The 25710-nt window shown below is 73.7% G+C and carries 23 protein-coding genes and 4 pseudogenes; 12 read left to right on the top strand and 15 right to left on the bottom strand.

Features of this window, described 5'->3' with window-relative positions:
* Window positions 1-28: 28 nt before the first annotated feature.
* A complete protein-coding gene (locus tag ABD946_RS01935; protein WP_345279411.1) occupies window positions 29-1168 on the bottom strand; it encodes an aminoglycoside phosphotransferase family protein in 1140 nt (379 codons plus the stop codon).
* Between the two features lie 434 nt (window positions 1169-1602).
* Here ABD946_RS01935 and ABD946_RS01940 point away from each other — a divergent pair, with 434 nt between their 5' ends.
* The 3 genes from ABD946_RS01940 to ABD946_RS01950 all read left to right on the top strand — a co-directional run bounded on the left by ABD946_RS01940 (window position 1603) and on the right by ABD946_RS01950 (window position 5766).
* The gene (locus tag ABD946_RS01940; RefSeq protein ID WP_345279413.1) at window positions 1603-3078 is read left to right on the top strand and encodes a DNA-binding protein NsdB; all 1476 of its coding nucleotides are present in this window, start codon (window positions 1603-1605) and stop codon (window positions 3076-3078) included.
* Window positions 3079-3400: 322 nt separating this feature from the next.
* Window positions 3401-4819: a HEAT repeat domain-containing protein gene (locus tag ABD946_RS01945; protein WP_345279415.1), complete on the top strand. Its 1419-nt coding sequence runs from the start codon at window positions 3401-3403 to the stop codon at window positions 4817-4819.
* A 227-nt stretch (window positions 4820-5046) separates the two neighbouring features.
* Window positions 5047-5766: a DUF1775 domain-containing protein gene (locus ABD946_RS01950; protein WP_345279417.1), complete on the top strand. Its 720-nt coding sequence runs from the start codon at window positions 5047-5049 to the stop codon at window positions 5764-5766.
* 24 nt (window positions 5767-5790) lie between these two features.
* Here the strand turns inward: ABD946_RS01950 and ABD946_RS01955 are convergent, their stop codons facing one another.
* Together ABD946_RS01955 and ABD946_RS01960 are read right to left on the bottom strand one after the other, a co-directional pair.
* Window positions 5791-6639, bottom strand: coding sequence for an undecaprenyl-diphosphate phosphatase (locus tag ABD946_RS01955; RefSeq protein ID WP_345279452.1), 849 nt, complete (start codon window positions 6637-6639; stop codon window positions 5791-5793).
* Between the two features lie 141 nt (window positions 6640-6780).
* Window positions 6781-8430, bottom strand: coding sequence for a CocE/NonD family hydrolase (locus ABD946_RS01960; RefSeq protein ID WP_345279419.1), 1650 nt, complete (start codon window positions 8428-8430; stop codon window positions 6781-6783).
* An 82-nt stretch (window positions 8431-8512) separates the two neighbouring features.
* Here ABD946_RS01960 and ABD946_RS01965 point away from each other — a divergent pair, with 82 nt between their 5' ends.
* The 4 genes from ABD946_RS01965 to ABD946_RS01980 all read left to right on the top strand — a co-directional run bounded on the left by ABD946_RS01965 (window position 8513) and on the right by ABD946_RS01980 (window position 11804).
* The gene (locus tag ABD946_RS01965; protein ID WP_345279421.1) at window positions 8513-9208 is read left to right on the top strand and encodes a TetR/AcrR family transcriptional regulator; all 696 of its coding nucleotides are present in this window, start codon (window positions 8513-8515) and stop codon (window positions 9206-9208) included.
* 278 nt (window positions 9209-9486) lie between these two features.
* On the top strand, window positions 9487-10365 hold the full coding sequence (locus ABD946_RS01970) for an aldo/keto reductase (protein ID WP_345279423.1): 879 nt from the start codon (window positions 9487-9489) through the stop codon (window positions 10363-10365).
* The gene (locus ABD946_RS01975) at window positions 10362-11195 is read left to right on the top strand and encodes a DUF3626 domain-containing protein (RefSeq protein WP_345279425.1); all 834 of its coding nucleotides are present in this window, start codon (window positions 10362-10364) and stop codon (window positions 11193-11195) included. The genes ABD946_RS01970 and ABD946_RS01975 overlap by 4 nt, the downstream gene beginning before the upstream one ends.
* A 42-nt stretch (window positions 11196-11237) precedes the next feature.
* Entirely contained in the window at window positions 11238-11804 is a 567-nt protein-coding gene (locus tag ABD946_RS01980) for an ASCH domain-containing protein (protein ID WP_345279427.1), read from the top strand.
* 98 nt (window positions 11805-11902) lie between these two features.
* Here ABD946_RS01980 and ABD946_RS01985 read toward each other — a convergent pair whose 3' ends face one another.
* Entirely contained in the window at window positions 11903-12733 is an 831-nt protein-coding gene (locus ABD946_RS01985; RefSeq protein ID WP_345279429.1) for an SDR family NAD(P)-dependent oxidoreductase, read from the bottom strand.
* A 103-nt stretch (window positions 12734-12836) separates the two neighbouring features.
* On the opposite strand from ABD946_RS01985, the gene ABD946_RS01990 reads away from it, so the two are divergent.
* Window positions 12837-13454 carry a CGNR zinc finger domain-containing protein gene (locus tag ABD946_RS01990; RefSeq protein ID WP_345279431.1) on the top strand — a complete coding sequence of 206 codons (618 nt, stop codon included), beginning with the start codon at window positions 12837-12839 and terminating at the stop codon, window positions 13452-13454.
* Window positions 13455-13489: 35 nt separating this feature from the next.
* Here ABD946_RS01990 and ABD946_RS01995 read toward each other — a convergent pair whose 3' ends face one another.
* Window positions 13490-14011: a YbhB/YbcL family Raf kinase inhibitor-like protein gene (locus tag ABD946_RS01995; protein WP_345279433.1), complete on the bottom strand. Its 522-nt coding sequence runs from the start codon at window positions 14009-14011 to the stop codon at window positions 13490-13492.
* Window positions 14012-14176: 165 nt separating this feature from the next.
* Between ABD946_RS01995 and ABD946_RS02000 the strand changes: the two genes are divergently transcribed.
* Window positions 14177-14626, top strand: coding sequence for a hypothetical protein (locus ABD946_RS02000; RefSeq protein WP_345279435.1), 450 nt, complete (start codon window positions 14177-14179; stop codon window positions 14624-14626).
* A 42-nt stretch (window positions 14627-14668) separates the two neighbouring features.
* Here ABD946_RS02000 and ABD946_RS02005 read toward each other — a convergent pair whose 3' ends face one another.
* From ABD946_RS02005 to ABD946_RS02050, 10 genes and pseudogenes are all read right to left on the bottom strand, one after another.
* Window positions 14669-15319 carry a GNAT family N-acetyltransferase gene (locus ABD946_RS02005; RefSeq protein ID WP_345279437.1) on the bottom strand — a complete coding sequence of 217 codons (651 nt, stop codon included), beginning with the start codon at window positions 15317-15319 and terminating at the stop codon, window positions 14669-14671.
* A 252-nt stretch (window positions 15320-15571) separates the two neighbouring features.
* The gene (locus tag ABD946_RS02010) at window positions 15572-15913 is read right to left on the bottom strand and encodes a hypothetical protein (protein ID WP_345279439.1); all 342 of its coding nucleotides are present in this window, start codon (window positions 15911-15913) and stop codon (window positions 15572-15574) included.
* Window positions 15914-16524: 611 nt separating this feature from the next.
* Window positions 16525-16971, bottom strand: a complete 447-nt coding sequence (locus tag ABD946_RS02015; RefSeq protein WP_345279441.1) for a hypothetical protein — start codon at window positions 16969-16971, stop codon at window positions 16525-16527.
* 94 nt (window positions 16972-17065) lie between these two features.
* Window positions 17066-17683, bottom strand: coding sequence for a HEAT repeat domain-containing protein (locus ABD946_RS02020; protein ID WP_345279443.1), 618 nt, complete (start codon window positions 17681-17683; stop codon window positions 17066-17068).
* Window positions 17684-17920: 237 nt separating this feature from the next.
* Window positions 17921-18340 (bottom strand): hypothetical protein, encoded by a 420-nt coding sequence (locus ABD946_RS02025; protein WP_345279454.1) that lies wholly within the window; start codon window positions 18338-18340, stop codon window positions 17921-17923.
* Window positions 18288-18854, bottom strand: a complete 567-nt coding sequence (locus tag ABD946_RS02030) for a YrhB domain-containing protein (protein ID WP_345279445.1) — start codon at window positions 18852-18854, stop codon at window positions 18288-18290. The genes ABD946_RS02025 and ABD946_RS02030 overlap by 53 nt, the downstream gene beginning before the upstream one ends.
* A 54-nt stretch (window positions 18855-18908) precedes the next feature.
* A pseudogene (locus tag ABD946_RS02035) lies at window positions 18909-19761 on the bottom strand (5-oxoprolinase subunit C family protein).
* A gap of 145 nt (window positions 19762-19906) precedes the next feature.
* The gene (gene pxpB / locus ABD946_RS02040; protein ID WP_345279447.1) at window positions 19907-20521 is read right to left on the bottom strand and encodes a 5-oxoprolinase subunit PxpB; all 615 of its coding nucleotides are present in this window, start codon (window positions 20519-20521) and stop codon (window positions 19907-19909) included.
* A gap of 116 nt (window positions 20522-20637) precedes the next feature.
* Window positions 20638-21402, bottom strand: a complete 765-nt coding sequence (locus tag ABD946_RS02045; RefSeq protein ID WP_345279449.1) for a LamB/YcsF family protein — start codon at window positions 21400-21402, stop codon at window positions 20638-20640.
* A gap of 200 nt (window positions 21403-21602) precedes the next feature.
* Entirely contained in the window at window positions 21603-22151 is a 549-nt protein-coding gene (locus ABD946_RS02050) for a hypothetical protein (protein WP_345279450.1), read from the bottom strand.
* 202 nt (window positions 22152-22353) lie between these two features.
* Here ABD946_RS02050 and ABD946_RS02055 point away from each other — a divergent pair.
* The 3 pseudogenes from ABD946_RS02055 to ABD946_RS02065 all read left to right on the top strand — a co-directional run.
* Window positions 22354-23848 (top strand): annotated as a pseudogene (locus ABD946_RS02055) (hypothetical protein).
* Between the two features lie 464 nt (window positions 23849-24312).
* Window positions 24313-25184 (top strand): annotated as a pseudogene (locus tag ABD946_RS02060) (hypothetical protein); the annotation flags it as partial.
* 25 nt (window positions 25185-25209) lie between these two features.
* Window positions 25210-25710: pseudogene (locus tag ABD946_RS02065) on the top strand (hypothetical protein); the annotation flags it as partial.

The following is a 25710-nucleotide window of genomic DNA, read 5'->3' on the forward strand; positions in this document are numbered from 1 at the left end:
CTTCCGCCTCGCGCAGTTCCCCGCGCCCCTAGCGGGTGCCCACCGCGGTGCGGACGGCCCGGCGGGCGAGGGCGGCGTCGTCGTAGAGGCGGCGGATCATGATGCGCTGCTCCTCGCCGGCCCCCGGGACGTCGTGCAGGCGGATCTCCCGCATCAGGACCAGCGCCAGGTTCACCAGGAACGCGTCCCGCGCCACCGTCCCGCCGGACTGCGCGAGCTGGCTGATCTGCCGTCGGGCCGCGGTGTCCCCGGAGAGGACGCTCCACAGGACCGCCAGGTCGTATCCCGGGAGGTACCAGCCGGCCTGCTCCCAGTCGACCAGGACCGGCCCGGAGGGCGCGAGCAGCACGTTCCCGAGCAGCGCGTCGCCGTGGCAGAGCTGGAGCGGCGCCGAGGAGAGCCCGTGCAGCAGGGCCCGCAGGTCGCCCGCGTCCCGGTCGGTGAGCTGCCCGACCGAGTGGTAGCGGGAGATCTCCAGCTGGTAGTCGAGCGGCTTGCCGAAGACGTCCGTCGGCGGCCGCCAGAGGTTGAGCGAGCGGATCGAGCCGAGCACCGCGCGCAGCTCGCCCGGGGTGGGGGCGTTCACCGGGTGGCGCTCGCGGGCGGCCTGACGGCCCGGCACCCGCTCCATGACCAGGACGCAGCGGTCGTGGTCGGCGGCCACCAGCCGGGGGAGGCGGACCGGCGGACGGTGCCGGACGAAGGCCCGGTAGACCGCGATCTCGTGGTGGAAGCGCTCGATCAGCTGCTCGGAGTGCTCGCTGCGGAGCGCCTGCGGCGCCAGGCACTTGGCGACCACGGGGGCGCGGCCGATGGTGCCGGCGATGATGATGTGTCGGCTGCCTTCCCGCAGGACCTGGCGCGGGAGGAAGCCAGGGCATATCCGCGCGACGTTGGCGAGGACGGCCCGGACGGCCGGGGTCTGCAGGGCGGCCGGGTCGAGGCGGTCCGTGCCGGTCTCCAGCGGGCGGCCGCGGAGCAGCCGCTCGGAGCCGGGGCGGTTGCCGTACTGGTCGGCCTGGCGCGGCAGCAGGGCGCGGGCGGTGGCGAGGGCGCGGGGGTCGCGGAGGGGGACCGGGCCGGGCCCGGGACGACCGCCGGCCGCGGTGGGGGGGCGCAGCGCGGTGCGGGGCTGGGTGGGGGTGCCGGTGGTCGCTGAGGAGTACATGGGCTGGTGAGGGTCCCTTCCGGTCCGGCGGCTGGCCTCTGCCGGTGTCTGCTGCGGACTCCCCGGTGCGGCTGGGTGCCGCCGGGGCTGGAGGTGGAGCGCAGGCGCCGGGCACGGAACGGTGGGTCGGTGGTCGGCCCGCACCCTGGGGAGTGCGTGCCGTTCGCCAGCCCTGGCCATGCCCGGCGCCTGCGCGCCACCCGGCCGCGCCACCCCCTCGGATGAGGCCCCGGAACGGCCGTTGACGGTGCGTCAGGGCAGTCCCTGGGCCGTTTTCGGCGCTCCGACCCGCAGTCGGGGTGGCGCATCTCTACCTGACACCCGGCGGCCACTGGTGCACCATCTGGCGGACCCTGGCGAAGCGTGGCGAATGGTCGCGCGGCACATGCCAGCGCCACTACTGTCGTGGCAGCCGAGGATCCTGGGGGCTTCACGTGAGCAAGGGGCCGAACGCCAGATTCGCCGACCTCTTCGCCCTGACCGGTTGGTCCAAGGGCGAGTTGGCGAGGCTGGTGAACCGGCGGGGCGCGGCGATGGGCCAGCAACAGCTGTCCACCGACACCTCGCGGGTGCGGCGCTGGATCGAGCAGGGGGAGGTCCCCCGCGACCCGGTGCCCAGAGTACTGGCTGCCGTGTTCACCGAGCGGCTCGGCCGTGTCGTCACCACTGAGGACCTCGGCCTCGAACGACACCGGCCCTCCAGGACCGGGAGCAGCAGCAAGGAACCAGCCTGGGAGCCGGATCGCACGGCCGAGGTCCTCACCGAGTTCACGGGAATGGACCTCATGCTCAACCGACGCGGACTGGTGGGCGCGGGCACCGCGCTCACGGCGGGCGCCGTCATCGGCGACAACCTCTACGACTGGCTGCGCGGCGCCGACGTGGCGTACGCAGCCGAACGTCCGGGCCCCCGGACGATGGTGACCAGCTCCAACGGCAGACCGGTGCTCGACGTATACGAGCCGGGCCCGGTCGGCGACGACGAGGTGGCGGCGCTGGAGCGCTCGGTGGAGGTCTTCCGGGCCTGGGACGCCTCCCGGGGCGGCGGCCTCCAGCGCAAGGCGGTGGTCGGCCAACTCAACGAGGTGGGCGGCCTGTTGACCCACGACATCCGGCCGCAGGCCAAGCGCCGGCTCTGGCTGGTGGCCGCCAACCTGGCGGTGCTGGCGGGCTGGATGTCGCACGACGTCGGCCTGGAGCCCACCGCCCAGCGGTACTTCGTGATCGCCGCCCAGGCCGCCCGGGAGGCCGACGACCGGCCCCGGGCCGGCGAGGCCGTCTCCCGGGCCGCCCGGCAGATGCTCCACCTCGGCCGGGCCGACGACGCCCTCGAACTGATGCGGATGGCCCGGGCGAACGGCGACGGCCGGATGCTCCCGCAGACCGAGGCGATGCTGCACACCGTGGAGGCCTGGGCGCAGGCCGCGCTCGGCCGCGCCGAGGCCACCCGGCGGCTGCTCGGCGAGGCCGAGGAGCTCTTCACCCGCGTCAGCGACCTGCCGGTCCCCAGCTGGATGGCCACCTTCGACGTGGCCGAGCTGCACGGCATGCAGGCCCTGGTCTACCGCACCCTGGCCGAGCACGACCCGGGCTGGGCCCGGCGGGCCGAGCACCACGTCCGCCAGGCGATGGAGCAGCGGCACCGGACCGGCCGTGAGCGCTCCAGCCTGCTGGACGAGATCACCCTGGCCTCGGTGCACTGGCTCTCCGGCGAGCCCGAGGGCGCCCTCACCCACGCCAAGCTGGCGCTCAACTCGATCGGCCAGACCTCCTCGACCCGTACCTGGGACAGGCTCCGGGCCATGTACCGGCTCACCGGGCGCTACCGCACGATGCCGGCCGTGGCCGAGCTGCGCTCCGAGATCGAGGCCGCGATGCCCGCCCCGCGCCGCGAGCCGGGGCTGGCCTGAGCCCGCTCCGGGGCCCGGTCGGAACTGACGGAGTGACAGCGGACGGACCGTCAGCAGGCGGTCCGTCCGCGCCGGTGGGCAGACTCTGCCACGGAGCGCGGTGGGGGGCGAGGAAATTGTGCGGATCCCTTGGAGGTTCCCCGTCGGTGTCCGTCCGGACGGTCCGGCCGCGGGGTGGCTTGATCGGTCCTGTGTGCGTAAGGGGCGGTCAGGCGGTAACCTTCGGTGGTTCCGGCGCCCGGGCGCCCATTGTTCGACCCTCCTGACCCCCGGCGGCGGAAATCCCGTTGCCACCTAGACCGCCGCAACGGATGCTGACGTCATGTTCGAGCCAGTGATAGCGCCCAGTGCCAGCCTCCTCGGCCTCCTCCAGCGAGGCCGTGGTGACGGGCAACTGCATGCGCTCGCGGCCGACCGTCACGAGGCGGTCGCCGCCTTGGAGTCCTGCGTCACATCCGACCCCCGTGCCGACTGGCAGGTCGAGAACCGCTCCCTCTACTACGCCCGGCTCTACATGGAGCTCGAGGCACCGCTCACCGGGCTGGAGCTGCACCTGCACTCCGTCGAGGACACCCTCGACCCGGACGAGGGCCGCACCGGCCTCACCCTGGCCGTCCTCGGCCACCTGGCCGGATACGGCCGCCGGGACGCCCTCACCCTGCTCCGCAGCTACGTCGCCACCGGCAGCAACTGGGCCTGGGCCCTGGACGAGCTGGCGCTGCGCGACGACGACGAGCGCTCGCTGCTCGCGCTGGCCCCCTCGGTGCTCGGCCGCTTCCCGGCCGGCCCGGAGGGCGACGCCGCCCTGAGAGCGGCCGTCCGGGCCGCCTACGAGCCGCGCCCCTGGCGCCTCTGGGCCGCCCACCACCCGCGGATCGCCGCCGCCGGCGAGCAGTCACCCTTCGACCTCTGGCAACGCCAGATGAACCGCACCGGCGTCACCCCCGGCTGGAGCACCGACGACGTGCTGGCCTGGGCCGACCAGCCCGAGCCCGGCGGCTCGCCCGAGCGCCGCGCGGCCGCCGCCGCCCGCTGTCTGGCCGCCGTGGTCCGCCCCGAGGACCGCCGGGCCGTCCTGACCGCCGCCCGCGACGGCGCCCCCGGCGCCCGCACCGCGGCCCTGCGCTACCTGGTGGACCAGCAGGATCCCGAGGCGGCCGGCCTGATCGAGCTGGCCGCCGCCGACATCGACGAGCGGGTCGTCGCCTCCGCCCTGTCCGAGCTGCGCCGGATGCGCGGCGAGGCCGCCCTGGAGCACGCCCGCCGCTGGGCCGACCCGGCCACCGGCGGCGCCGACAGCGCCCTCGGCGAGGCCGCCGTCCAGCTCCTCGCCGACGCCGGCGAACCCGCCGACGGCCCCCTGGTGGTGGCCGGCCTCCGCCGCTGGATCTCCGTGCGCGGGGTCGACGGCAGCGGCCTGGGAACCTTGGTCGACGGCGTGGGGCGGCTGGCCGCCGCCGGTGCCGTCCCCGCCCTGCGCCACGTCTACGGCGAGGCCGCCTCCTCCGAGCTGCGCGGCCGGGCCGCGAAAGCCCTCTCCCTCACCGACCCGTACTTCGCCCGCGGCATCGCCGTCGAGTGCCTCTGGGACTGCGAGGAGGCCACCCGCGAGCTGGCCGCCCGCCACGTCACCACCACCGGCGACGTCCGCGTCCTCGAACGCCTCCGCCGCCTCGCGGCCGACCCGGCCGAAGAGGCCGAGGTCCACACCGTCATCCGCAGCCGCCTCACCGGCCACTGACCGCACCGCGCCCGGACCGCGCTCGGACCGCCCGGAGGGCGGTCAGGGGCGCGGGGAACTGCGCGAACCGGAAGACAACGACCCGTGTGCCGGGCACGGAGATCCACTTGCACGTGGGCATCCGTACCCGGCACACGGGTCGTTTCGTTCCCCTTCGCGCAGTTCCCCGCGCCCCCGGGGTGACCACTTTCGCTGCCTCCCCGCAGCAACGCTGACATCATGGCCCGATGAACCGTCACCTCACCCGCGTCGCGGCCCCGATAGCCGCCTTCGCCGCCGTGCTCCTCGCCGCCGCCCCGGCCTCCGCCCACACCGGCGTGAGCTCGCAGCAGGCACAGGCCCTCGCGGTGGACGCCGTACTGGCGTTCAAGGCGGCGGGGGAGTCGGACACCGCCGGGGTCGACGAGGTGCAGGTGGTGCTCCCGCAGGGGATCGGGCCGGCCGACGTGAGTCTGGTGAAGGCGCCGCAGGGGTGGGCCTTCAAGCCCGGCCCGGAGGGCTTCACGGTGAGCGGGCCCGCGCTCGCGCCGGGCAAGGCCGCCGAGTACCAGGTGAAGGTCCGTCAGCTGCCGGACGCGCCGCAGCTCGCCTTCAAGACCCTGGTCATGTACTCCGACACCCAGGTCGACCGCTGGATCGAGATCCCGCAGAACGGCTCCGAGCCCAAGAACCCGGCCCCCGTCCTCAAGCTGGCCAAGGCCGCCCCCGGTGCCACCCCGCTCGCCGCCCCGACGCCGTCCCCCTCGCCGACACCGACGCCGACCCCGTCCCCTTCCCCGACCGCTACCCCCACGCCGACCGTCTCCCCGTCGGCGACCCCCGTCTCCGTGCAGAGCACCGACGAGGGCGCCGGCTCCAACGGCCCGGTGATCATCGGTGCCGTGGTCCTGCTGCTGGTGGTCACCGGTGGCGTGGTCTGGTGGCGCCGCCGCTCCGCCGAGGGCTGAGCGACGGCGCCACCGCGGCCACCGTCAGTGCGCCGCGGGCGTCCCCGCGTCCGGGGTGAGCACCCCGGCGCTGACCAGCGCGATGATCAGGATGCCGAGCGCGATCCGGTACACCACGAACGGCATGAAGCTGTGGTGCGAGATGTACTTCAGGAACCACGCCACCGCCGCGTACCCGACCACGAAGGCGATGCCCGTGGCCAGCAGCGTCGGCCCCCAGGCCGGGGCCGGCCCCTCGCCGATCTTGAACAGCTCGAGCACGCCCGAGGCCAGGACGGCGGGGATGGCGAGCAGGAAGGAGTACCGGGCCGCCGCCTCCCGGCTGTAGCCGAGGAAGAGGCCGGCGCTGATGGTGCCGCCGGAGCGGGAGACGCCGGGGATCAGGGCGAGCGACTGGGCGAAGCCGTAGCCGAGGGCGTGCGGCAGGGTCAGTTCGGAGATCGGCTTGGCGTTGCGGACCGCGCGGGTCCGGTCGGCCACGGCCAGGATCACGCCGAACAGGATCAGCGTGGTGCCGATGACCCGCAGGTCGCGCAGGCTGCTCTCGATGGTGTCCTGGAACAGCACGCCGAAGATGCCGATCGGCAGGGTGCCGAGGATCACGAACCAGCCGAGCCGGGCGTTCGGGTCGCTCCGCCGCTCCTTCTTGAAGAGCGCGGCGGTCCAGGCGGTGATGATCGCCCAGATGTCCTTGCGGAAGTAGATCAGCACCGCGGACTCGGTGCCCAGCTGGGTGACGGCGGTGAACGCGGCGCCCGGGTCCTCCCAGCCGAACAGGGCGGAGAACACCCGGAGGTGGGCGCTGGAGGAGACCGGCAGGAACTCGGTGAGCCCCTGGATCAGTCCGAGGACGGTGGCTTCGAACCAGCTGATCACCGGGCACCCGCCCGAGTCGTCTGGAGGGGGGAGCGCATCTGCTGGTGATCCTGTTCTGCTGACGGGTGTTCCGGGCGCGATGCTAGCGGTTCGAGGTGGACGGCGGACCCTCGGGGCGCCGTTCGGACTGACGGCGTCTCAGGACCCGTCCGGGTGCTCCACCGTGACCCGGAGCACCGAGCCGGGGTGCACGGTGGCCCGGGCCGGGACCAGCCGGGTGGCGGTGGTGTCGGACTCGCCGGTGCCGGGGTTGCGGGCGTAGCGGGGGTGCGGCGCGGGGCCCAGCTGGAGCCGTAGCCGGTGGCCCGCAGCGATCCGCCGGGCGGCGGGGTTCAGGGTGAGGGTCACCCGGTCCGGCCGGTCGGTGCCGGGGGTGAGCCGGACCACCCCGTCGGTGAGGTGGACCGCCTGCCCGCGCGGGTCGACCTCGCAGAGCCTGGCGTAGAGGTCCAGGTGGCCCGAGTCGACCAGCAGCTCGAGGCTCACCGGGCCGAGCAGCCGCACCGGCCCGTCGAACGGCTCGCCGTCCAGGCTCAGCACCGCCTCGTGCCGGCCGGGTGCGTCCACCCGGCGGGGCCCGGCCTGCTGGGAGAGCAGCGCGCCGCCCACCGAGGGCACCGGCCGGTCCGGCACGGCCCGCAGCCGCAGCGGCTCCGCCCCGGGCCGCGCCTCGGGTGAGAGCCGCTCCCCGTCCAGGTGGAGTAGCAGCTCCTTGCCCGGCGGCGGCCACTCGGCGAGCTCGCGCCAGCCCTCGCCGGTGTGCACCCGGACCGGTGCGGCCCGCAGCTCTGACGGGTCGTCGGCCAGGTGGGCGCGGAGCCAGGCCAGGCTCTCCCGGAAGGTCTCGGGCAGGCCGGGGCCCAGGGTGGAGGTGTGCGTCCACGGCCCGACCAGCAGGGAGCGCGGCACCCCGGCCTCGCCGAGCCGCTCCCACTGCCCGAGGGTCTGCCCGAGTTGGACGTCCCACCAGCCGGTGACCAGAGCCGTCGGCACCGAGGTCCGCCGGGCCACCGCCGCGAGGTCGGCGCCGTGCCAGTACGGGTCGCCCGGCTCCGGGTGGTCCATGGCCTCCGCCAGGAACGGGACCGGCCGGCCCGTCCCGGCGGTGTACGCCTGACGGAGCGGCAGGCCCCGGGTGGCGGCGCGCAGATGGCGCTGCAGGCGCGCGGCGGCGCGCATCAGCGCGCCGAAGCCGTGCTGGAAGTGGAGCAGCCCGACCGAGGCGATCAGCGCGTTCTCCAGCTGGAACACGCCCGGGGCGCCGGGTGCGCCGCCGGTGCGGAAGAAGCCGTACAGGTCGTGGACGCCGTTGTGCACCACCATGGCGCGCAGCTCCGGCGGCGGGTCGGCGGCCAGCGCCCACTGGACGTAGCCCAGGTAGCTGGGGCCGATGGTGCCGAGCCGGCCGTCGAACCACGGCTGCCCGCGCAGCCACTCCACGGTGGCCAGGCCGTCGGCCCGCTCGTCCCGCCACGGCCGGAACTCCCCGCCGGAGCCGCCGGTGCCCCGGCAGCTCTGGATCACCACGTGGAACCCCTGCTCGGCCAGTGCCAGCCCGTACAGCGGCATCCACGGGAACCCCCGGCCGTAGGGGGAGCGGAGCAGCACGGTCGGGAACGGGCCGGGGCCGACCGGGAGGTGGTGGTCCGTCAGCAGCACGGTGCCGTCCTCGGCCGGCACCTCCAGCGCCGGGCGGTGGCGGGTGTCGAAGCGCTTCGGGGGCAGGCCGCGCAGGGTGCGGCGGAGCAGCCGGGCGGCCCGGGGCGGGCGGCGGGTGGTCTCGGGCATCGGGGCCCCCTCCTCTTTTTCGTACGTTGTACGAGAATAGCGGATGCTTGGATGGAGTCCACCCCTGGGAGAGGAGCGGAGCGTGGCGGAGGGCATCGACCCCGAACGGCTCTGGCTGCCGCCGGACCGGCCCGGCCGGGGCCGGCCGCCCCGGTACAGCCGGGAGCAGATCACGGTGGCGGCGGTCGGACTGGCCGACGAGGAGGGTCTGGCCGCCGTCACCATGCGGGCGGTGGCGGCCCGGCTCGGGGTGGCCGTCATGTCGCTGTACAGCTACGTGCCCGACAAGGACACCCTGCTGGAACTGATGGTCGACGCGGTCTCGGCCGGGATGGAGTTCCCGCCCCCGAGCGAGGACTGGCGGGCCGACGTCCGTGGTCTGGCCCGGGCCCAACGGACCCTGATGCACCGTCACCCCTGGCTGGTCGCCGCCCTTCCGCAGCGTCGCACCATCGGGCCCGGCACCCTGGCGGCCCTGGAGCACGCGCTGGCCGTGCTGGCCCCCTCCGGGCTCTCCGGCGGGGCCCGCGCCGAGGTCTTCGCCCTGATCAGCGGCTTTGTCGCGAGCCACGTCGGGTACGAACTCGCCCAGCGCCGCGCCCTGGAGACCGCCGGCCCGGACTTCGCCGCCGCCCAGTACCGCTACCTCACCACCATGGCCGCCACCGGCGCCTACCCCCACCTCGCCGCCACCCTCGCCGAACCCCCCACCCCCGCCGACCCCGACGCCACCTTCACCCGCCTCCTCGACCGCCTCCTCGCCGGCGTCACGGACTGACGCCGCGCCGCGCCGATGCCGAAGGCATCAGGGGCGCGAGGAACTGCGCGAAGCGGAAGACCTCTCCCGTCTGCCGGGTACGGAGAACCACGTGCAAGTGAGCGCCCGTACCCGGCACACGGTCTCCTTCTCCCGATTCGCGCAGTTCCCCGCGCCCCTGATGCCTCCGGCGTCAGCGCGCCCACGCGGCGGAGCCGCCCCGCGCCGCTGAAAACCCGATCGTGGTCCCGTCCGGAAACTCCGTGTACCCGCGGCGGAGCCCGTGGCATCATCCCTCGGTGATCACTGCAGCCACCTCCGGTACCTGGACCCTCGGCGACTTCCCCGTGCACCGCCTCGGCTTCGGCGCGATGCGCCTCACCGGCAGCGCCGCCTTCGACCTCGGCACCCCCAGCGACCGCTCGCGCTCCCTCGCGGTGCTCCGCCGGGCCGTCGAGCTGGGCGTCAACCACATCGACACCGCCGCCATCTACTTCTCCACCCTCCGCTCCGCCAACGAGCTGATCAACTCCGCCCTCGCCCCGTACCCGGACGACCTCCTGATATCGACCAAGGTCGGCCCGGTCCGCGACGTCACAGGCGAGTGGCTGGAGTGGGCCCGCCCCGACCAGCTCCGCGGGCACGTCGAGGAGAACCTCCGTCAGCTCGGCCGCGACCACCTCGACCTGGTCAACTACCGCACCAACGGCCGCGCCCCGATCGCCGAGCACTTCGGCGCCCTCGCCGAGCTCCGCGAGGCCGGCCTGATCCGTCACCTCGGCCTCTCCAACGCCGACACCACCCAGCTCGCCGAGGCCCGGCGGATCGCCCCCGTGGTCTGCGTGCAGAACCGTTTCGGCCTGGGCGCCACCCCCGCCCAGCGCGCCGTCCTGGAGGCCTGCGGCGAGCAGGGCATCGCCTTCGTCCCGTTCTTCGCCATCGCCGGCAAGGGCGCCGAGGCCGGTGCCGAGCACACCGACGGCCCCGCCCTGCTCGCCGCCGCCGAGGCGCACGACGCCAGCCCCGCCCAGATCCGGCTGGCCTGGAGCCTGGCCCAGGGCCCGCACGTGCTGGCCATCCCCGGCACCGGGAACCCGGCCCACCTGGAGCAGAACGTCGCCGCCGGAGCCATCCGCCTGACCGAGGACGAGCTCGCCGCTCTGGAGGCCGAGGCGTGACGGCCACCCCCGCAGACCTGGCGATCCGTCACGTCACCGCCCTGTCCCACGGGGCACCCCTCCCGGCCGGCCTCCGGGTCACCCTCAACTTCCACCCCGACCGCACCACCGCCGGCCGCACGGTCCTGGCCGCGCTCGCCGAGGACGGCAGCTACCACTCCCAGTTCGTCACCGGCACCAGCAACGGCGGCCTCACCGCCCACCCCGGCGGCGACCGCTGGGCCTGGGAGAGCCGGATCTTCGGCGGCGCGTACGACCAGGCCCCGCCCGCCGAGCGCCCGGTGTACGGCGCCCTCGACTTCCGCCACCGCCCGTACGGTGCGGCCCCGCGCTTCGGTTCCGCCTTCTTCCGGCTCACCGCCGGGGCCCTGGACCGCACCACCTTCTGCTACCCGGACAGCTTCCTGGAGCCCGAACACTTCGGCACCGCCGAGCGGATGGCCCTGATCGAGCTGGCCGAGGCGGACGACCAGGACGCCCTGGACGACTACGTCGAGGCCCATGTCCACGGCGGCGTCCACCTCGCCCGCGACGTGGAGGCCCTCGTCCTCGACCCCTGTTACCTGGGCACCGAGGTCGAGGAGGCCGCAGCCGCGCTGCCCTGTCCCGTCGAGTACCACCCGGGCCTGCGGCTGAGCACCGAGGTGCTGCGCCGTCACCCCGACTACCGGGGGCCGGAGTTCGTCGAGCTCGGCATCGCCCTCGCCCGGGACGGCCACCTCGACCCGCTGGTCCTCGGGGAGGCGGCCCGTTCCGGCGAGCACGACCCGCAGGCCCTCAAGCGCGTCTGGCACTACCTGGCCCGCTTCGGCGGCCCCCGCACCACCTGACGGCCCCTCAGTCCGCTCGGCGGCCCGCCCGCCGCCCAGCGGGTGGAGGTCTGGGCCGGTGGCGCCCGCCGCCTGCTCGACCACCACTCCCCGGACGCGCCCGCGTACGTCCTCGGCACCAGCTCGGGCGCCGTCACCGCCCTGCTGCCCGCCGTCCTCGACGGTCCGTCGGCTACCGTCCCCACCATGGACATCGACGCCCTCCCCGTCTTCGAGTTCGCTTTCCCCGGCCCGCTCCGCGACCAGCTGGTCGGCGCGGTCCTCTCCGGGGCCAAGACCACCACCACCGGCCTGGCCGTCGACTACGCCACCACCGGAGACCCCCTGCCCCGGGCCGGCCACCGCGCCGCCGTCATCGACTCCGACGGCCACCGCGTCGCGGTCATCGAACTCACCGAGGTCCGCGTCCTGCGCCTCGCCGACGTAGACCTGCGCCACGCGGTCGACGAGGGCGAGGGCGACGAGACGGTGGCCCAGTGGCGCACCAACCACGAGTCCTTCTGGCACGGCCCCGAAGTCCGCGCCGAACTCGGCCCCGACTTCACCGTCGACGACGACACCGAGGTGGTCGCCCAGCGCTTCCGCGTCCTCTGGCAGGCCGAGGCCTGACGCCCGGCACCCGACGGCGGACCGCACCGTGGTAGGACAGGGGTCCGGGTCGAAGCCATCTGCAGTGGCTTCGACCCGGACCCCTGTCCGTTCGGCGTCTAGCGGCGGTCGACGGCCTCGGTCACGTGCAGCCAGGCCTCCAGGTCCGCGAGCCGTGCCTCCAGGGCCGGGCGCAGGGCCGCCGCGCTGGAGGCGCCGAGGGCCAGGCGCAGCGGCGGGTTGGGGCTGTCGACCGCACCCCGGATGCCTTCGGCGATCCGCGCGGCGTCGGAGAACGCGGACGCCGGCATCTCCCCGATGGCCTGGTGGACCTGACGGACGGTCGGGTCGTAGTCGTCCAGGCCGGCCGCGACGTCCAGGTTGGCGAGGAACGGGGTCGCGGTCATCCCGGGCTGGATGAGGGTGACCTTGATGCCGAGCGGTGCGACCTCCGCCGCGAGCGCGTCCGTCAGCCCCTCGACCGCGTACTTGGTGGCGGCGAGCAGGCCCACGCCGGGGTGGGCGGACTGCCCGTACACCGAGGAGCCCTGGAGGACGTGCCCCGAGCGCTGGGCCCGGAGCACCGGGAGTGTTGCGCGGAGCACGTTGAGCGCCCCGAAGACGTTGGTGTCGAACACGGCCCGCGCCTGCGCGTCGGAGGCCTCCTCGACGGCTCCGAACAGCCCGTACCCCGCGTTGTTGGCCACGACGTCGATCCGGCCGAACCGGGCGAGCGTGCTCTTTACCGCCTCCTCGACGGCCTGCTCCTCGCGTACGTCCGTCGGGAGGAGGAGCAGCCTGTCGGTGTGAGCGTGCGTCAGTTCCCGCAGCGAGGAGGTGTCGCGGGCGAGGGCGGCGACGGATTCGCCGTTCTCCAGTGCCTGGAGGGTCAGTTCACGGCCGATGCCGGAGGTCGCGCCGGTGATCAGCCATGTGCGTGTCTGGTTCATGTTGCGACCGTATTGGCTTAGCTCGCAACGAGTCAATCTTGATCCACCATGGAGTTATGTTCTAACGCCATTAGCTCGCATCGCGCTGGCGCTCTGTGGGAGGATGGCCGGCGTGACAGCCGCATCCCCCGGACCCAGCAGCCCACGCACCGTCACGCCGACGGTCGAGACCGTCCTCGCGTTCGTGAACACGCGCGCCGACGGTGGGGGGAGCCGAGAACTCTTCGCGGACGGGGACGCGTTCGCGGCCTGGCTGGCCGAGCGCGAGGACTTCGACGAGGACTTCGGCGGCGTGGCCGAGCCGACCGACGCCGACGCGGCGGTCGCGCGCGAACTGCGCGACGCCCTGGTGACGCTGCTGCTAGCGCACTCGGGCGACCCGGAGAGCCAGGGGGAGCCGCTGCTGCGCGCGGAGCGGTACCTGCGGAGCGTGGGTTCGCTCTACCCGCTGGCGCCGGTGGTCACGGCCCGCGGAGTGGAGCTGGCCTCGCCGCAGACCGGCGTGCCGCGCGTCTTCGGCACCGTCCTGGCTGCGGTCACGACCGCCGCGCAGAGCGGCGACTGGGGCCGGGTCAAGGCCTGCCTGAACCCCCCGTGCCACTTCGGCTTCTTCGACCGCACCCGCAACGGCGGCGGTCTGTACTGCAGCACCGGCTGCGGCTCTCAGGTCTCCATGCGCAAGCATCGCCAACGCCGGCGCGAGGCGGCCCCCGAGGCGTGAGACGCCCCTCGGGGGCTCATGCCTCGGACCGGGCGCTACCGGTTCTCGTACTCCGCCACCAGGACGGCCCGGCCGAGGGCGAAGAACCCGAGCGCGCCGCTGATCGCCGCCGCCGAGGTGTCCGCGTCCGGCCCCAACTCCTCGACGGGCAGGGCGTGCACGGTGAACACGTACCGGTGCGGCCCGTGCCCGGGCGGCGGCGCCGCACCGCCGAACTCCTTGGTCCCGTAGTCGTTCCGCCCGTGCACCGCCCCCTCCGGCAGCCCCGGGAACGCCCCGCTCCCCGCCCCGGCGGGCAGCTCCGTGGTGGTCACCGGAAGGTTGAACAGCACCCAGTGCCACCACCCGCTGCCCGTGGGCGCGTCGGGGTCGAAACAGGTCACCGCGAAGCTCTTGGTTCCGGCCGGGAACCCCGACCACGCGAGCTGCGGCGAGAGGTTGCCGCCCTCCAGCGTCTGGGCCGGCAGCAGCGTGCCGCCGTCCTTCACGTCGTCACTGCTGACGCTGAACGCCGGTACGGGGCGCAGGAATTCGTGGGGCAGCGGAGGCCTGGTCATGGCGGATGTTCTCCCTGGTCGAATCGGGTACCGGCGGAGATTAGCCCAGCCCGCGCGCGCCACGCCCACCCCCTTTCGAATACCCGTTCTCCGGCACCCGTCCCGCTAGGATGGGAAGCCCAGAGAGGCCGCGCCCTGTCAGTGCCGGGCACGATGATCGGCCACATGGGAGTTCTGTTCGGCTACTACGCCGCCGATGACGACGCACACGCGCTCGGCGCGATCGACCGCGACGACGACGGTCCGCTCGGCGCGGGCTACGACGGGGTCGAGGTCAAGCACCTGGACCCGGTCGTCTGCCTGCTCCCCGCCGAGGCCCGCCTCCGCGGCGGCCCGGCCGCAGCCGTCACCGCGGACCGCGCGCGGGGCCGGCTGGTCGGCATGATCGAGGACGGCGAAGTGGTCACGGTGGGGCTCTCGCCCGCCTTCCGGGACGCACTCGCCGCCGCCACCCCGGAGTCACTCGCCGAGGCGGCCGAGGTCTGGTCCCGCTCTGACGCCTCGCTCGGGCCGTCCGAACGTCCCTGGCTGCTGGACTTCCTGACGGACCTGGCCGCCCTCGCGACCCGGGCGGTCGCCCGCGGCCAAGGTCTGTACTGCTGGATCTGCCCGTAGCCGAGCGCCGCGCGTCCCGGCCCGCGCGTCCGAGACCGTCCGTCAGGAGTCCGGGAGACCGAACAACGGCAGGCAGGGAGCGAGCCCCTCCACCGTGACCCGGACGCTCCGGTGCTCCTCCCAGCGGGCCCGGCCCAGCCGCAGCCGCCTGGTGGTCACTGGCACTCCCCTCACGACATGCCGGTCGACCCCGTCGGGTTCGTACCCGTGCTTGAGCGACACCGCGTACGAGGGGCCGTTGTCCTCGAACGCCCCCGACGTCGCCTCGGCCGCCCCCAGCCCGGCGAACGCCAGGTGCAGGACGGCGGCCCGCATCTCGGTGCCGATGCCCCGGCCCTGGTGGGCCGTCCCCAGCCAGGAACCGGTGCCGACCTGCCGCAGCACGGCGAACTCCCGGGCGGCGACGGTCTGTTGGCCGAGGACCCGGCCGTCCTCGAGGACGGCCAGGTTCAGGGCCCAGTCCTGCGGGGACCAGTTCCCCCGGCGCAGCCAGTGGTGCTGCACCACCGAACGGGCCCGCTCCGCGGGCGGCAGGTCGGTCCACGGCACCAGGAAGGGCATCCGGTCCGGCGCGTGGACACCGGCCGCCGCCAAATCGGCCAAGGCGGCCAGCTCGTCGTCGGTGGGCAGTCGGAGTTCGAGGCGGGGTGTGCGCAGGCGCAGGCCGAGCAGCGGCCAGTGGTCGGTCAGCATGCGCCATTGTCGGCGTTGCCGCCCTCCTCGGACACCTGGATGGCTTCGTTCACGTGAAGTGGTTCTGGCTAAACTTCCGGATGCTGTTGGCAATCTTCAGTAGCTGTCAGTTTGGGTCCGGTCGATCGTCTGGCGGCAGAGGCGTGTGAAGCGGATTGCGGGGCTGGTCCGGGTGTTGCCCGGCTGATGCCAATAGCACCCTCTTCGTGGGGCGGTGAGGGGCCGTGACGGTTCTGGTGGCTGCGGACCGGGTCAGCCGCGGCCAAGGTAGGGGAGGTAGTTGTCCGGCTCCAGGACCGGCTCTGCCCAGGCCGCGTGCGCGAACACCGTGCGCCAGGTGAGCGTGCCGCCCTCGGTCTCGGCGAGCTGTGTGCGAATGCGCGGAGTGAGGCGTATCCGGTAGCGCAGGCCCTCTACGTCGACGATGCCGCAGTCCCCGTCCTGGGACTTCTCCGGTGTAACTGCGGCCAGGCTCACCTGCCAGCCGGCCTTGGTCGCAAGGTACATCCATACCTCGACAGCGCGCCCTCGATTGTTGAAGCTGCCCACCTTGGCGATGATCTGAACCGGGTCGGTTCGGTCGTCCAGGGCCATGTCCTACCTCCATCGGTCCGGAGGATCATGGCAGACCAGCCGCCTCAGGTTGCAGCGGGAGTCGACCGGTCCGCAGGCAGGACCCGAGGTACGGGCAGTTGTCGAAGATCACCAACAGCATCACTTCCGTGGAACGGTGACGCGCAGTACCGACGGGGGTGTCGGCACTGCGGGCACGGCGTAGCGGAGCTGGTACCGGAGGGTGTGGACCTGGCTGGCTTCGCCGATCCGCGCCATGGCGCTGAGGCACTGGCCTTTCTTGGCTCGGAGGTACTCGGCGCACCCGGCTACCTCGGTCAGGAGGCCGGCCCCGGGGCCTGGGTCTACTTGGTGCCGCAGGACCCGCAGCTCCGACGGCAGGGTTCGAACCGGTTGCCATGCCGCATGGCCGGTGGACCCAGTGGATCAGGGTCCGGTGCCGGGCCAGACCGGAACGCCGGGGAGCATGCGGTGGCCGATCGCGGCCGCCGACGGGCACCCGAGGACACCTGAGAACAGGCCGGTCATCAGCAGCAGGGCGCCTTGGGCCCGGGTGCTCTCGTGGCCTGCCCCGCCGTCCTTCCGGACCGGCGACGGGTGGCGCGGCAGGGCAATGAACCGGCCGGGCCAGATCAGACCGGGTTGGCGGGCCGGTAGGGGCTGCGGTAGTCGAAGCCGGTGTCCGGGCCGCCGGTGAAGACCACCGCGTCGTCGTCCAGGCCGAGCGTCTCCAGCAGCACCCGCAGTGCTCCGTCGTCGTCTCCGGTGTGGGAGCGGTGCAGCCACACCCACGTCTCCGTCTGCCCGTGGGTCATGAGGCTGAGCGCGAAGTGCCGTCGGCCGACCCTGAACATCGCGGCGTCCACCTCGCCGAGATCCTCCCAGCTCCGCTCCACCGTCAGGCGCAGCCGCGCGGCCAGGGCGTCCAGCGAGGGCTTCAGGCCGGCGATCATCCGGAATCCGCTCGCGGCGGCCCCCCAGAGGCTCAACTGCATGGCCGGGTTCCCGCCCTTTCGGTAGGGCGGGACGGTGGCCGGCTGCCAGTCGGGCTCCGGCCCGGGTACGACGATCTCCGCCATGCTTTCCCCCTCCATATGACCCGCCCGGGTCAGGCGCAGCGTACCCCGGCCAGGAGAACCACACGATCTTGATCGGTGGACTTCGGGGCGGGTGCTACAGGATGGAGTAGGTCTGGTACTTGCCTTGCAGGGATGAGGTAGCCGCGTTGGCTACGTCGGCCCGGGGGCCGGCCGCGCACTCCTGGAGGAACGCTCGGACGCGAGGGCCCGTCCATCCTGCTGCGGCTGCCGCAGCCCAGAATCGGAGGCCGTCGTGAGGGCCCAGGGGGTCGAGGAGGTCGAGGACGTGGTCGATCGTGGCCGAGTCCAAGGGGAGCTGCTGCATGGCGACGGCGCGCAGGGCGCCGTCGGCGAGCATCGGAGTGCCGCCATCCAGGCACCAGCGCAGTGAATCGGCTGCGTCTTCGGCGGCGCTCAGCCGGACGATGGCGTCGCCAAGCGCGACGTACACCATGTTGGCCTTGAAGGGGCGCTGGGCCAGATCGCGGAGCAGGCCGAGGGCAGGCCGGTGGCCGCACATCCCGAGGGCCATGACGACCTGGTACTGCGTCTCCCAAGTACGGGCATCACGAACCTCCCGCTGGAGGGCCTCCATCAACGACGGCCCTGCGGCCGGGTCGGCAAGCCGACGCAGGCGCGATGCGGCAGAACGCCGCTTGGGTGAGAGTCGGTGGCCGAGCTGCGCCAAGGCTTCATCCAATGTCAGCGCCATCTTGATCCTCTTCTCGGCGGCTCCATCTTCGGCGGCAACGTATGCCCTTGCCCCGACAAGGCGGTCCGTCCCCGCCGTCGACCAAGATCGAGTGGCAGAAACCGCCAACCGTCAAGATCGTCTAACGAGCGGTCAGGATCATCTGACATGGGACGCTGGCGTCCCGTGCCAAACGATCTTGCCGGTGATTCGGTATCGCTGCGGAACGGAGGGTGCCCAGGTCGAAGGGCTCCAGGCTCAGCGCATGTCGGCCTCCAGCCACTCCCCGAGGGTTCGGTGCAGCAGTTCCACCTGCGACCGGTCGAGGATCACGGTCGTCGTCTCAGAGGCAGGGTGCTCCTCGTTGGTCGCGGCGGGCCGGGTGAGCGACAGGCGCACGAAGTCCACCGGAAGGGGTGCCGGCTGTTCCGAAGCCCCAGCGCTCAGGGCCGGATCGCGGACGAGGGGATGGCAGTGGTCCGGGATCGCGGCGAGCTCCAGTCGGCCGTCGCGCGGATGGTGGTCGGCTGGGTTGAGGTGCGAGCCCCGGTAGGCGAGCGGTGGTGGTGCGTCGCCGTCTACGGCGAACAGCAGCCAGGTGGCGTAGATCGACATTGACCGGTCTTCAGTGAGCAGGAGTTTCAGGGTGCGGCCTCGGTTCACCAGGATCGGAGGCACAGGAGCTCTGCCTCCGGCGGAGCGTCACCACCTCGGGCACGATCGGTGCGAGGGTCTCGGTGGCGATGGCGGCGAGGTGCGCCGGTGCGGAGCCGGACCGGAGTGCGGTCACGTACTCGGCGGCTTCGGCATGGGTGAGGGCCGGTACGTTCCGCCGCAGCAGGCGCATGGCGACGACCCGGCCCTGCTCGGTCACGGCCTCACGGACCGCGTCCTCCAGGTCGTCGACCGCCGTCCGGACCGGCATCCGCCGGATGCGCCGGCGGTAGTCGTCCTCCCAGTCGCCGACCGAACTGCCGATGGCGTGGAGGCCGCCGTCGAGCCGGTCGACCAGGTAGGGGCCGTTTCCCCCGAGGCGCTGCATCGGGTCTCGGGTGCGGAGGTACTCCGGTGTCTGGTAGTGGACGATCCAGACGAGCTCGTGCTCCTCCACGCCGGACACCACGAATCGGCCCTCGAACTTGAGGTCCAGATCCTCCTGGGCCAGGTGCCTGGCGTACTCACGGTCGATCATGCTGGGCAGCATTCCGCAGGGGGGCTTCCGGGGCCAGCGGATTCCGGCCCGGCGTCAGAGCACGAAGCGGAGCGGGGTGCCCGGGCGGGCCTGGGCGGCGGAGGGGAGGTCGCCGGTCGGGACGACGCCGATGACCGGGTAGCCGCCGGTGGTGGGGTGGTCGGCGAGGAAGACCACGGGGCGGCCGTCGGGCGGGACCTGGACGGCGCCCAGGACCATGCCCTCGCTGGGGAGTTCGTCGGTCCGCAGGCGGGGGAGGGGAGGGCCTTCGGTGCGCAGGGCGATCCGGTTGGACGCGGCGGCGACCTCGTACCGGGCGCGGGCCAGCAGCGTGAACGCCGACGGGGCGAACCAGTCGGCGCGCGGCCCCGGCAGCAGGCGGAGCACCAACTCGGCCGGGGGCGCGGGCAGGACCGCGAGCCCGTCACCCGGCGGCGGAGCGACGGGCGCACCCACCGGGAGCAGCTGACCGCCCGTCAGCGGGGCCGGGCCGAGCCCGGAGAGCAGGTCCGCCGAACGGCTGCCCAGGACGGGCTCCACCGCCACCCCGCCCGCCACCGCGAGGTAGCTCCGCACGCCGTACGTGGCCGGCCCGATCTCGACCACAGCCCCGTCCGGCACCGTCACCGCCGCACCCCAGGCCGCCGCCCGTCCGCCGACCCGGACCGCCGCCGGAGCCCCGGTCACGGCGACCACCACCCGCCCGACGGCCCGCAGCGCGACCCCGCCGAGCGTGGTCTCCAGTCCGGCCGCCCCCTCGGGGTTCCCCACCAAGCGGTTCGCCGCCCGCAACGCCGGTTCGTCCAACGCCCCGCCCCGGGGCACCCCCAGGTGCGCCACCCCCCCGCCGCCCCAGGTCCTGAACCGTCGTCAACGGCCCGGGCCGCACCACCACCAGCCCCGTCACGACGCGGCGCCAGGGGCGCGAGGAACGGCGCGCGGGGGTACGGCAGCACGTGCACCTGGCTGACGGTGGTTCAGTTGCCGGTGGGCCGCCTTCCGGTTCGCGCAGTTCCCCGCGCCCCCAGAGGCGTAGCCACGTTCGCAGGGCGTCACGAGCCCGCCTCCGGCACGAACCGCACCCGCGTCCCCGGCGCCAGCAACGCCGCCGGCTCCCGGGACGCGTCCCACAGCACCGCCGCCGTCCGCCCGATCAACTGCCACCCCCCGGGCGAGGACCGCGGATAGACCCCCGTGTACGGCCCCGCCAGCGCCACCGACCCCGCCGGGACGGAGCTCCGCGGAGTGGCCCGCCGCGGCACGTGGTACCGCTCCGGAAGCCCCGTCAGGTACGCGAAACCCGGCGCGAAGCCGCAGAAGGCCACCCGGTACTCCACCGACGAGTGCACCCGCACGGCCTCCGCCACCGACACCCCCCACAGCCCGGCCACCTCCTCCAGGTCCGCCCCGTCGTAGACCACCCGCACCGACACCAGCGGCCCCTCGGCCGCCCGGCGCTCCGTCAGCCGCCACCCCGCCAGCTCCCGCCGCAGCGCCGCCACGTCCGACACCCCGTCCAGCAGCACCGTCCGCGCCGCCGGCACGATCTCCGCCACCTCCGGCAGGGACCCGCGCCGGGCCAGCAGCTCCGCGTACAGCGCCTCGACCGACGCCCCGTCCGGCGCCTCGACCAACAGCGCCTCCGCCCCGACCTGCCGGAACGTCAACCCCCCGTCGTCCCCGACCTGTCGGAACGTCAACCCCCCGTCGTCCCCGACCTGTCGGAACGTCAACCCCCCGTCGTCCCCGACCTGTCGGAACGTCAACCCCCCGTCGGCCCCCATCAGACGAAGGCCTCCACCCGCACCCCCGCCGAGGCCAGTGCGCCCCGTACCCGCCAGGCCAGCTGCGCGGCCCCCGGGGTGTCCCCGTGCACGCACAGCGAACGCGCCTCCACCGCCACCGGCTCGCCTCCGACCGCGGTGACCAGACCGTCCTTCGCGATGCCGACGGCCCGGGCGATGACCGCCTCCGGGTCGTGCAGCACGGCCTCGGGGTCGCGCCGGGGGACGAGGGTGCCGGCCCAGGTGTAGCCCCGGTCGGCGAAGGCCTCGGTGACGACCGGGAGGCCGACGCCCTCGGCGACGGCGAGCAGCCGGGAGCCGGGGAGGCCGAGCACCGGCAGCGGGCCGTCGCAGACCGCCCCGGCCCGCAGCACTCCGGCCACCACCGCCTCGGCCTGTTCGGAGTCGCCGACCACCCGGTTGTAGAGGGCGCCGTGCGGCTTGACGTAGCTGACCCGGGAGCCGGCCGCGCGGGCGAAGACCTGGAGGGCGCCGATCTGGTACGCGATCTCGTCGGCCAGCTCCTCGGAGGGCACCTCCATCGCGCGGCGGCCGAAGCCGGCCAGGTCGCGGTAGGAGACCTGGGCGCCGATCCGGACGCCGCGTTCGGCGGCGAGCGCGCAGACCCGGCGCATGGTGGACGGGTCGCCGGCGTGGAAGCCGCAGGCCACGTTGGCGCTGGTCACCACGGAGAGCAGGGCCTCGTCGTCGGTCAGGGTCCAGCGTCCGAACCCCTCGCCGAGGTCCGCATTGAGATCGATCACCGCTTCGCTCACGCCAACACCCTCATGCCAACACCCGTCTCCCGCCCGCTTCCTGGGGGTGATCGTAGGGCCTGCGCAGGGGCGCGTACGCACCTGACCCGATGCCGGAGCGCGCACCCGCCGGGTGCGCGCTCCCTCACATGGAGGAACGTTTCCTCTCCGTACTCCCCAGGGCCGTCGGCCGGACGGGTGAGACCTCGTCAGGCCGCGGTCGCCACCGCCGCCGGCCGCCGCCGCAGCGCCTCGGCCCACTCGAGCCGCCGGATGCCCCGCAGCACCACCAGCAGCGGCACCGCACCGAACACCCCGAACGACATGTCGATGAATCGCCATGCCAGCGGGATCCCGCGCAGCGGCCCGCAGATCAGCGCCAGCGGGATGATCGCCGCGCAGGCGATGAGCGCCCAGCGGATCACCCAGACGTTGCGCACCGGGTCCTTGAGCGGCCCCCAGAACGCGACGGCGATCACCAGGTGGGCGAAGGCCAGCCAGTCGGTGCCGTACGCCAGGAACGGGTACCGGACGTTGGCGTCGGCCACCCCGTCGCGGACCCGCTCGGCCCATTCGAGCACCCCCGGGAAGTGGTCCACCAGCGGTGCCCGTTCGACCAGCGAGACCAGCCAGCGGGTCTCGGTCTCCAGCGGAAAGGCCGTCAGGCCGCTCACCGCGAGACAGACGATGAAGATCCAGATCCACCGGCGGACGTGCCGGAGAGTGCTGGCCTCGGCGGCGTACTGGTCCTCGGTCATGGTGCCAACCCCCCAAGCGGGTAGAGCGGATCGGGAACCCGTCCCGACCTGCGCAGCAGTGACTCTAGACCTAATAACTGAACATGTTCAACTCACTTTCGGGGGTCGCTCCCGGCCCTCCCGGGAGGGACGTTTCGGACCTTGTCGGCATCAGCCTCTAACCTTGTCCACCGTGACCACCGCAGTTCAGCCCACCGAGCCCGTGCTCCGGCCGCCCGCCCCCGGTGCCGCCCGCCCCGCCCCGGGCCCGGCCGCCGACGAGGGGCTGGCCCGTCGGCTCAAGGCGCTGGCCTGCACCGCCCCGCTCCACGACCTGGAGAACCGCAAGGTCAACCTGGCGGGCGAGTACGGCTCCTACGCGATGTCCGAGGTCGGCCTCGCCGCGATCGACCTCGTCACGCTCAACATGGACTTCGACACCGGGGCCGACCGCGACATAGTGCTGGCCCGCATGCTGCCCCGGGTCGCCGCGCAGAACCCGGCCCGCGCCACCGCCGAGCACGAGCGGGTGGCCCGCTGGGTGCTGGAGTCGCTGATCAACGTCGGCAGCGTCGACCGCGGCTTCCGCGCCGTCTACGGCACCTTCGGCTCCGACGGCAGCTACGTCCGCCGCGACTACGACTTCAAGCTCATCGAGGAGGTCCCCGGCCCGGACGGCGGGGTCTACCTGCGCACCACCGACGAGGCGGTCAACGTCCTGGTCGGCGCCCTCGACACCGACGTCACCTCGGCCCAGATCGCTGCCGAGGTCAAGCTCGAGGTCCTGATCAACCGCGGCCGCCTGGCCGACGCCCAGCTCGCCGCCGAGCAGGCCCGCTACCGCACCGTCCAGTACGCCGAGACCCTGCGCCGCGCTCTCGACGCCACCCGGCGCAACGTCCGCGCGGTCGACTGGATGCAGGCCGTCCCGGACCTGATCGACGAGGCGCTCGGCCACATCGCCGACCGCTACCGGCACGAGAACGCCATCCTCACCAACATCCGCAAGGCCCGCGACGAGGCCGAGGACCCGGAGCACAAGCGGCGCGCCGCCGAACTGGTCGACATCGTCAAGGACTGCATCCGCCGCCACACCCAGCTCCAGACCCGTCTGCTGGAGGCCGGCCCGCTGTTCCGAGCCGAGCAGGACCGGCAGGCCTTCGCCGCGCCCTCCGCCCGGAGCGGCATCGACCTGTACGGGCAGCTGCTCGCCCCGCTGCTGGAGCTGCCGGTCAGTCAGGCCACCCGGCCCACCGACGCGTTCTTCGCCCGCGGCACCGGCCTGCGCACGCCCGTCTCGGTGCGGATGACCGATCTGGTGGACCTGCTGCTCACCCCGCCGGTCGAGCGCGAGCACCTCGGCGCGGAGCTGCCCGACCCGGACTTGGTGGCCACCCCCGACGACAGCCGGTTCTCCGACGAGCAGCTGGAGGCCGCACTGGAGCTGCTCGACCTGCCGGCCGACGCTCCCCGCCGCCTCTCCGGCCTGCTCGCCGAGGCCCGCCTCAAGGACCCCGACCTGCCCTACCTGGTCGCCCTGCTCGCCGTCCACGCGGCCAGCCCGCCGGTCGGCACGGCCTACCGCCAGGGCGAGGAACGCCTCCTCTTCGCGGTCGACGACGGCACCCGCCCTCGACGACCCCGAGTTCGGCGGTGCCGACCTCATCGTCGGCAGCGCCCTCCTCGACGCCGCCGGCATGGCAGCGGACCGCCAATGACGAGAGTGGCCACCCCAGGGGCGCGAGGAACTGCGCGCAGCGGCAGGCATCAGAGCCGCAGTGGACGACGCACAGTCAGTTGCCGCCTCTGCCCTGACCTGTCCCCGCCCACCGAACGGCAACGCCCCACCATCGGCGGCGTACGGACCCGTGCCGTTCCCCCGCGCGCAGTTCCTCGCGCCCCTGGTGTGACCACCTTCCCCGGCGCCGCCGCGATCCACCCCCGCATGGTGGTTCCCCCAGGGGCGCGAGGAACTGCGCGCAGCGGCAGGCATCAGAGCCGCAGTGGACGACGCACAGTCAGTTGCCGCCTCTGCAGTGACCCGTCCCCGCCCGCCGAACGGCAACGCCCCCACCATCGGCGGCGTACGGACCCGTGCCGTTCCCCCGCGCGCAGTTCCCCGCGCCCCTGGGGTGACCACTCTCCCCGGCGCCGCCGCGATCCGCCCCTGCAAGGAGTACCAATGACCGACCAGTCCTGGGAGACCGAGGACGAGCCCGCGGCGCCGGCGCCCGCGGCGAGCCTCACGCCGGCCGACGTCGCCGACGCCGCCCCGCCTGGTCTCCTTCGGCCTCCAGCCAAGCTGCTGCCCGCTCGCGACGCGGAGTACGCCGAGCTGATCCGCCGTCACCGTGAGGACCCGGGCTTCGCCCGCCTCGCGGACGCCGTCGCGGCCGGCCTCGGCCTGGTCGTGCTGGAGGTCTCGCCCCGGGCCGGCATGGCGGTGGCCGCCGCCGAGGACTCGCTCTTCGCGGTCCGGATGGGCGACTACTCCCGCCGCGCTGCCGGGGAGGCCACCGACCGCTTCCTGCACGGCCTGGCCCACCTGGGCGACCGCCGCGATGGCCTTCCCCCGCCGGAGACCTGGCGCGACGACGCGTACCTGGGCCGGATCAGGTCAACGGCGTGGACGCCTTCGTCGGCAGGCCTGCCGCCGGCTGGAGGAGCGTGCCGAGGCGGCCGGGGACAACACCGACCCGACCTCCGACGCCCCCGGCCTGGAAGCCGCCTGGCGGGTCTGGGCCCGGCGCTCCGCGACCGGGCCACCAAGGACGCCCGCCGCCTCTCCGGCTCGACCATCGGCATCGTCTCCAATGCGGTGCTCTTCCTGGTCGACTCCGGTTTCCTGCAGAAGACCTCCCGACGGACGCCGGCGGGCACCTACCGCACCACGGCCCGCTAACCAGCTCCAGGTCCGCGACCTGGCGGGCGGCGCCGCGATGGGCGAGCTGCTCGACCTCGGCGTGGTCGCGGTCACCGACGGCACCGCCACCCTGCTCCCCGCCGACCACAGCGAGGAACTGGTCGCGGCACGCCGGCCTGCCGTTCCACAGCTCTGATCCACTGATCCACCCGTCATCTGAGAACCGCCGCACATGTACGCCTCAACCGGGTCCGCCTGTACTCGATCGGACCGGCCGTGCGCCCGCTACGCCGACCACGGTGCTCGACCTGCGCGGCGTCGGTGGCCGGTGGGCCGAGCCCAGGCCGCAGCAGATCGGCCTGTTCGGCGAGGAGCCGGAGGGTCCGCAGCGCCGGCCCCGCCCCGGCCGGCGTGCTTTCCTGGAGACGGGCGGCGGCAAGTCCGTCCTGCTCAAGCTGACTTCTCCGTCATGCTCCCGGGCCACCGGAACACCCTGGGCGGCGCCAGCTCCGTCGTGCTGCGCAAGTTCCTGCTGGGTCCGACGACTGCGGTCCACGTCGCGCTGGAAGTGACAAACACAAAGACCGTCACCGGCGAGGCTGATCGTGGTCGGCAAGGTCAGCGAGTGGAGGGGCCGTCAAGGTCTCCTCCGACCCGCGCAAGTTTCGCGAGTCCTGGTACTCACTTCCGTCCCGGCCTCGGGATGAACCCTGACGT

Source organism: Kitasatospora albolonga, assembly GCF_039535905.1.
Classification (GTDB): domain Bacteria; phylum Actinomycetota; class Actinomycetes; order Streptomycetales; family Streptomycetaceae; genus Kitasatospora; species Kitasatospora albolonga.

Bases quoted from the DNA above. Each gene is read 5' to 3' on its own strand.
- ABD946_RS01935 (WP_345279411.1), bottom strand. From the start codon at position 1,168: ATGTACTCCTCAGCGACCACCGGCACCCCCACCCAGCCCCGCACCGCG.
- ABD946_RS01945 (WP_345279415.1), top strand. From the start codon at position 3,401: ATGTTCGAGCCAGTGATAGCGCCCAGTGCCAGCCTCCTCGGCCTCCTC.
- ABD946_RS01950 (WP_345279417.1), top strand. From the start codon at position 5,047: ATGAACCGTCACCTCACCCGCGTCGCGGCCCCGATAGCCGCCTTCGCC.
- ABD946_RS01960 (WP_345279419.1), bottom strand. From the start codon at position 8,430: ATGCCCGAGACCACCCGCCGCCCGCCCCGGGCCGCCCGGCTGCTCCGC.
- ABD946_RS01985 (WP_345279429.1), bottom strand. From the start codon at position 12,733: ATGAACCAGACACGCACATGGCTGATCACCGGCGCGACCTCCGGCATC.
- ABD946_RS01990 (WP_345279431.1), top strand. From the start codon at position 12,837: ATGGCCGGCGTGACAGCCGCATCCCCCGGACCCAGCAGCCCACGCACC.
- ABD946_RS01995 (WP_345279433.1), bottom strand. From the start codon at position 14,011: ATGACCAGGCCTCCGCTGCCCCACGAATTCCTGCGCCCCGTACCGGCG.
- ABD946_RS02000 (WP_345279435.1), top strand. From the start codon at position 14,177: ATGGGAGTTCTGTTCGGCTACTACGCCGCCGATGACGACGCACACGCG.
- ABD946_RS02005 (WP_345279437.1), bottom strand. From the start codon at position 15,319: ATGCTGACCGACCACTGGCCGCTGCTCGGCCTGCGCCTGCGCACACCC.
- ABD946_RS02010 (WP_345279439.1), bottom strand. From the start codon at position 15,913: ATGGCCCTGGACGACCGAACCGACCCGGTTCAGATCATCGCCAAGGTG.
- ABD946_RS02015 (WP_345279441.1), bottom strand. From the start codon at position 16,971: ATGGCGGAGATCGTCGTACCCGGGCCGGAGCCCGACTGGCAGCCGGCC.
- ABD946_RS02020 (WP_345279443.1), bottom strand. From the start codon at position 17,683: ATGGCGCTGACATTGGATGAAGCCTTGGCGCAGCTCGGCCACCGACTC.
- ABD946_RS02030 (WP_345279445.1), bottom strand. From the start codon at position 18,854: ATGATCGACCGTGAGTACGCCAGGCACCTGGCCCAGGAGGATCTGGAC.
- ABD946_RS02050 (WP_345279450.1), bottom strand. From the start codon at position 22,151: ATGACCGAGGACCAGTACGCCGCCGAGGCCAGCACTCTCCGGCACGTC.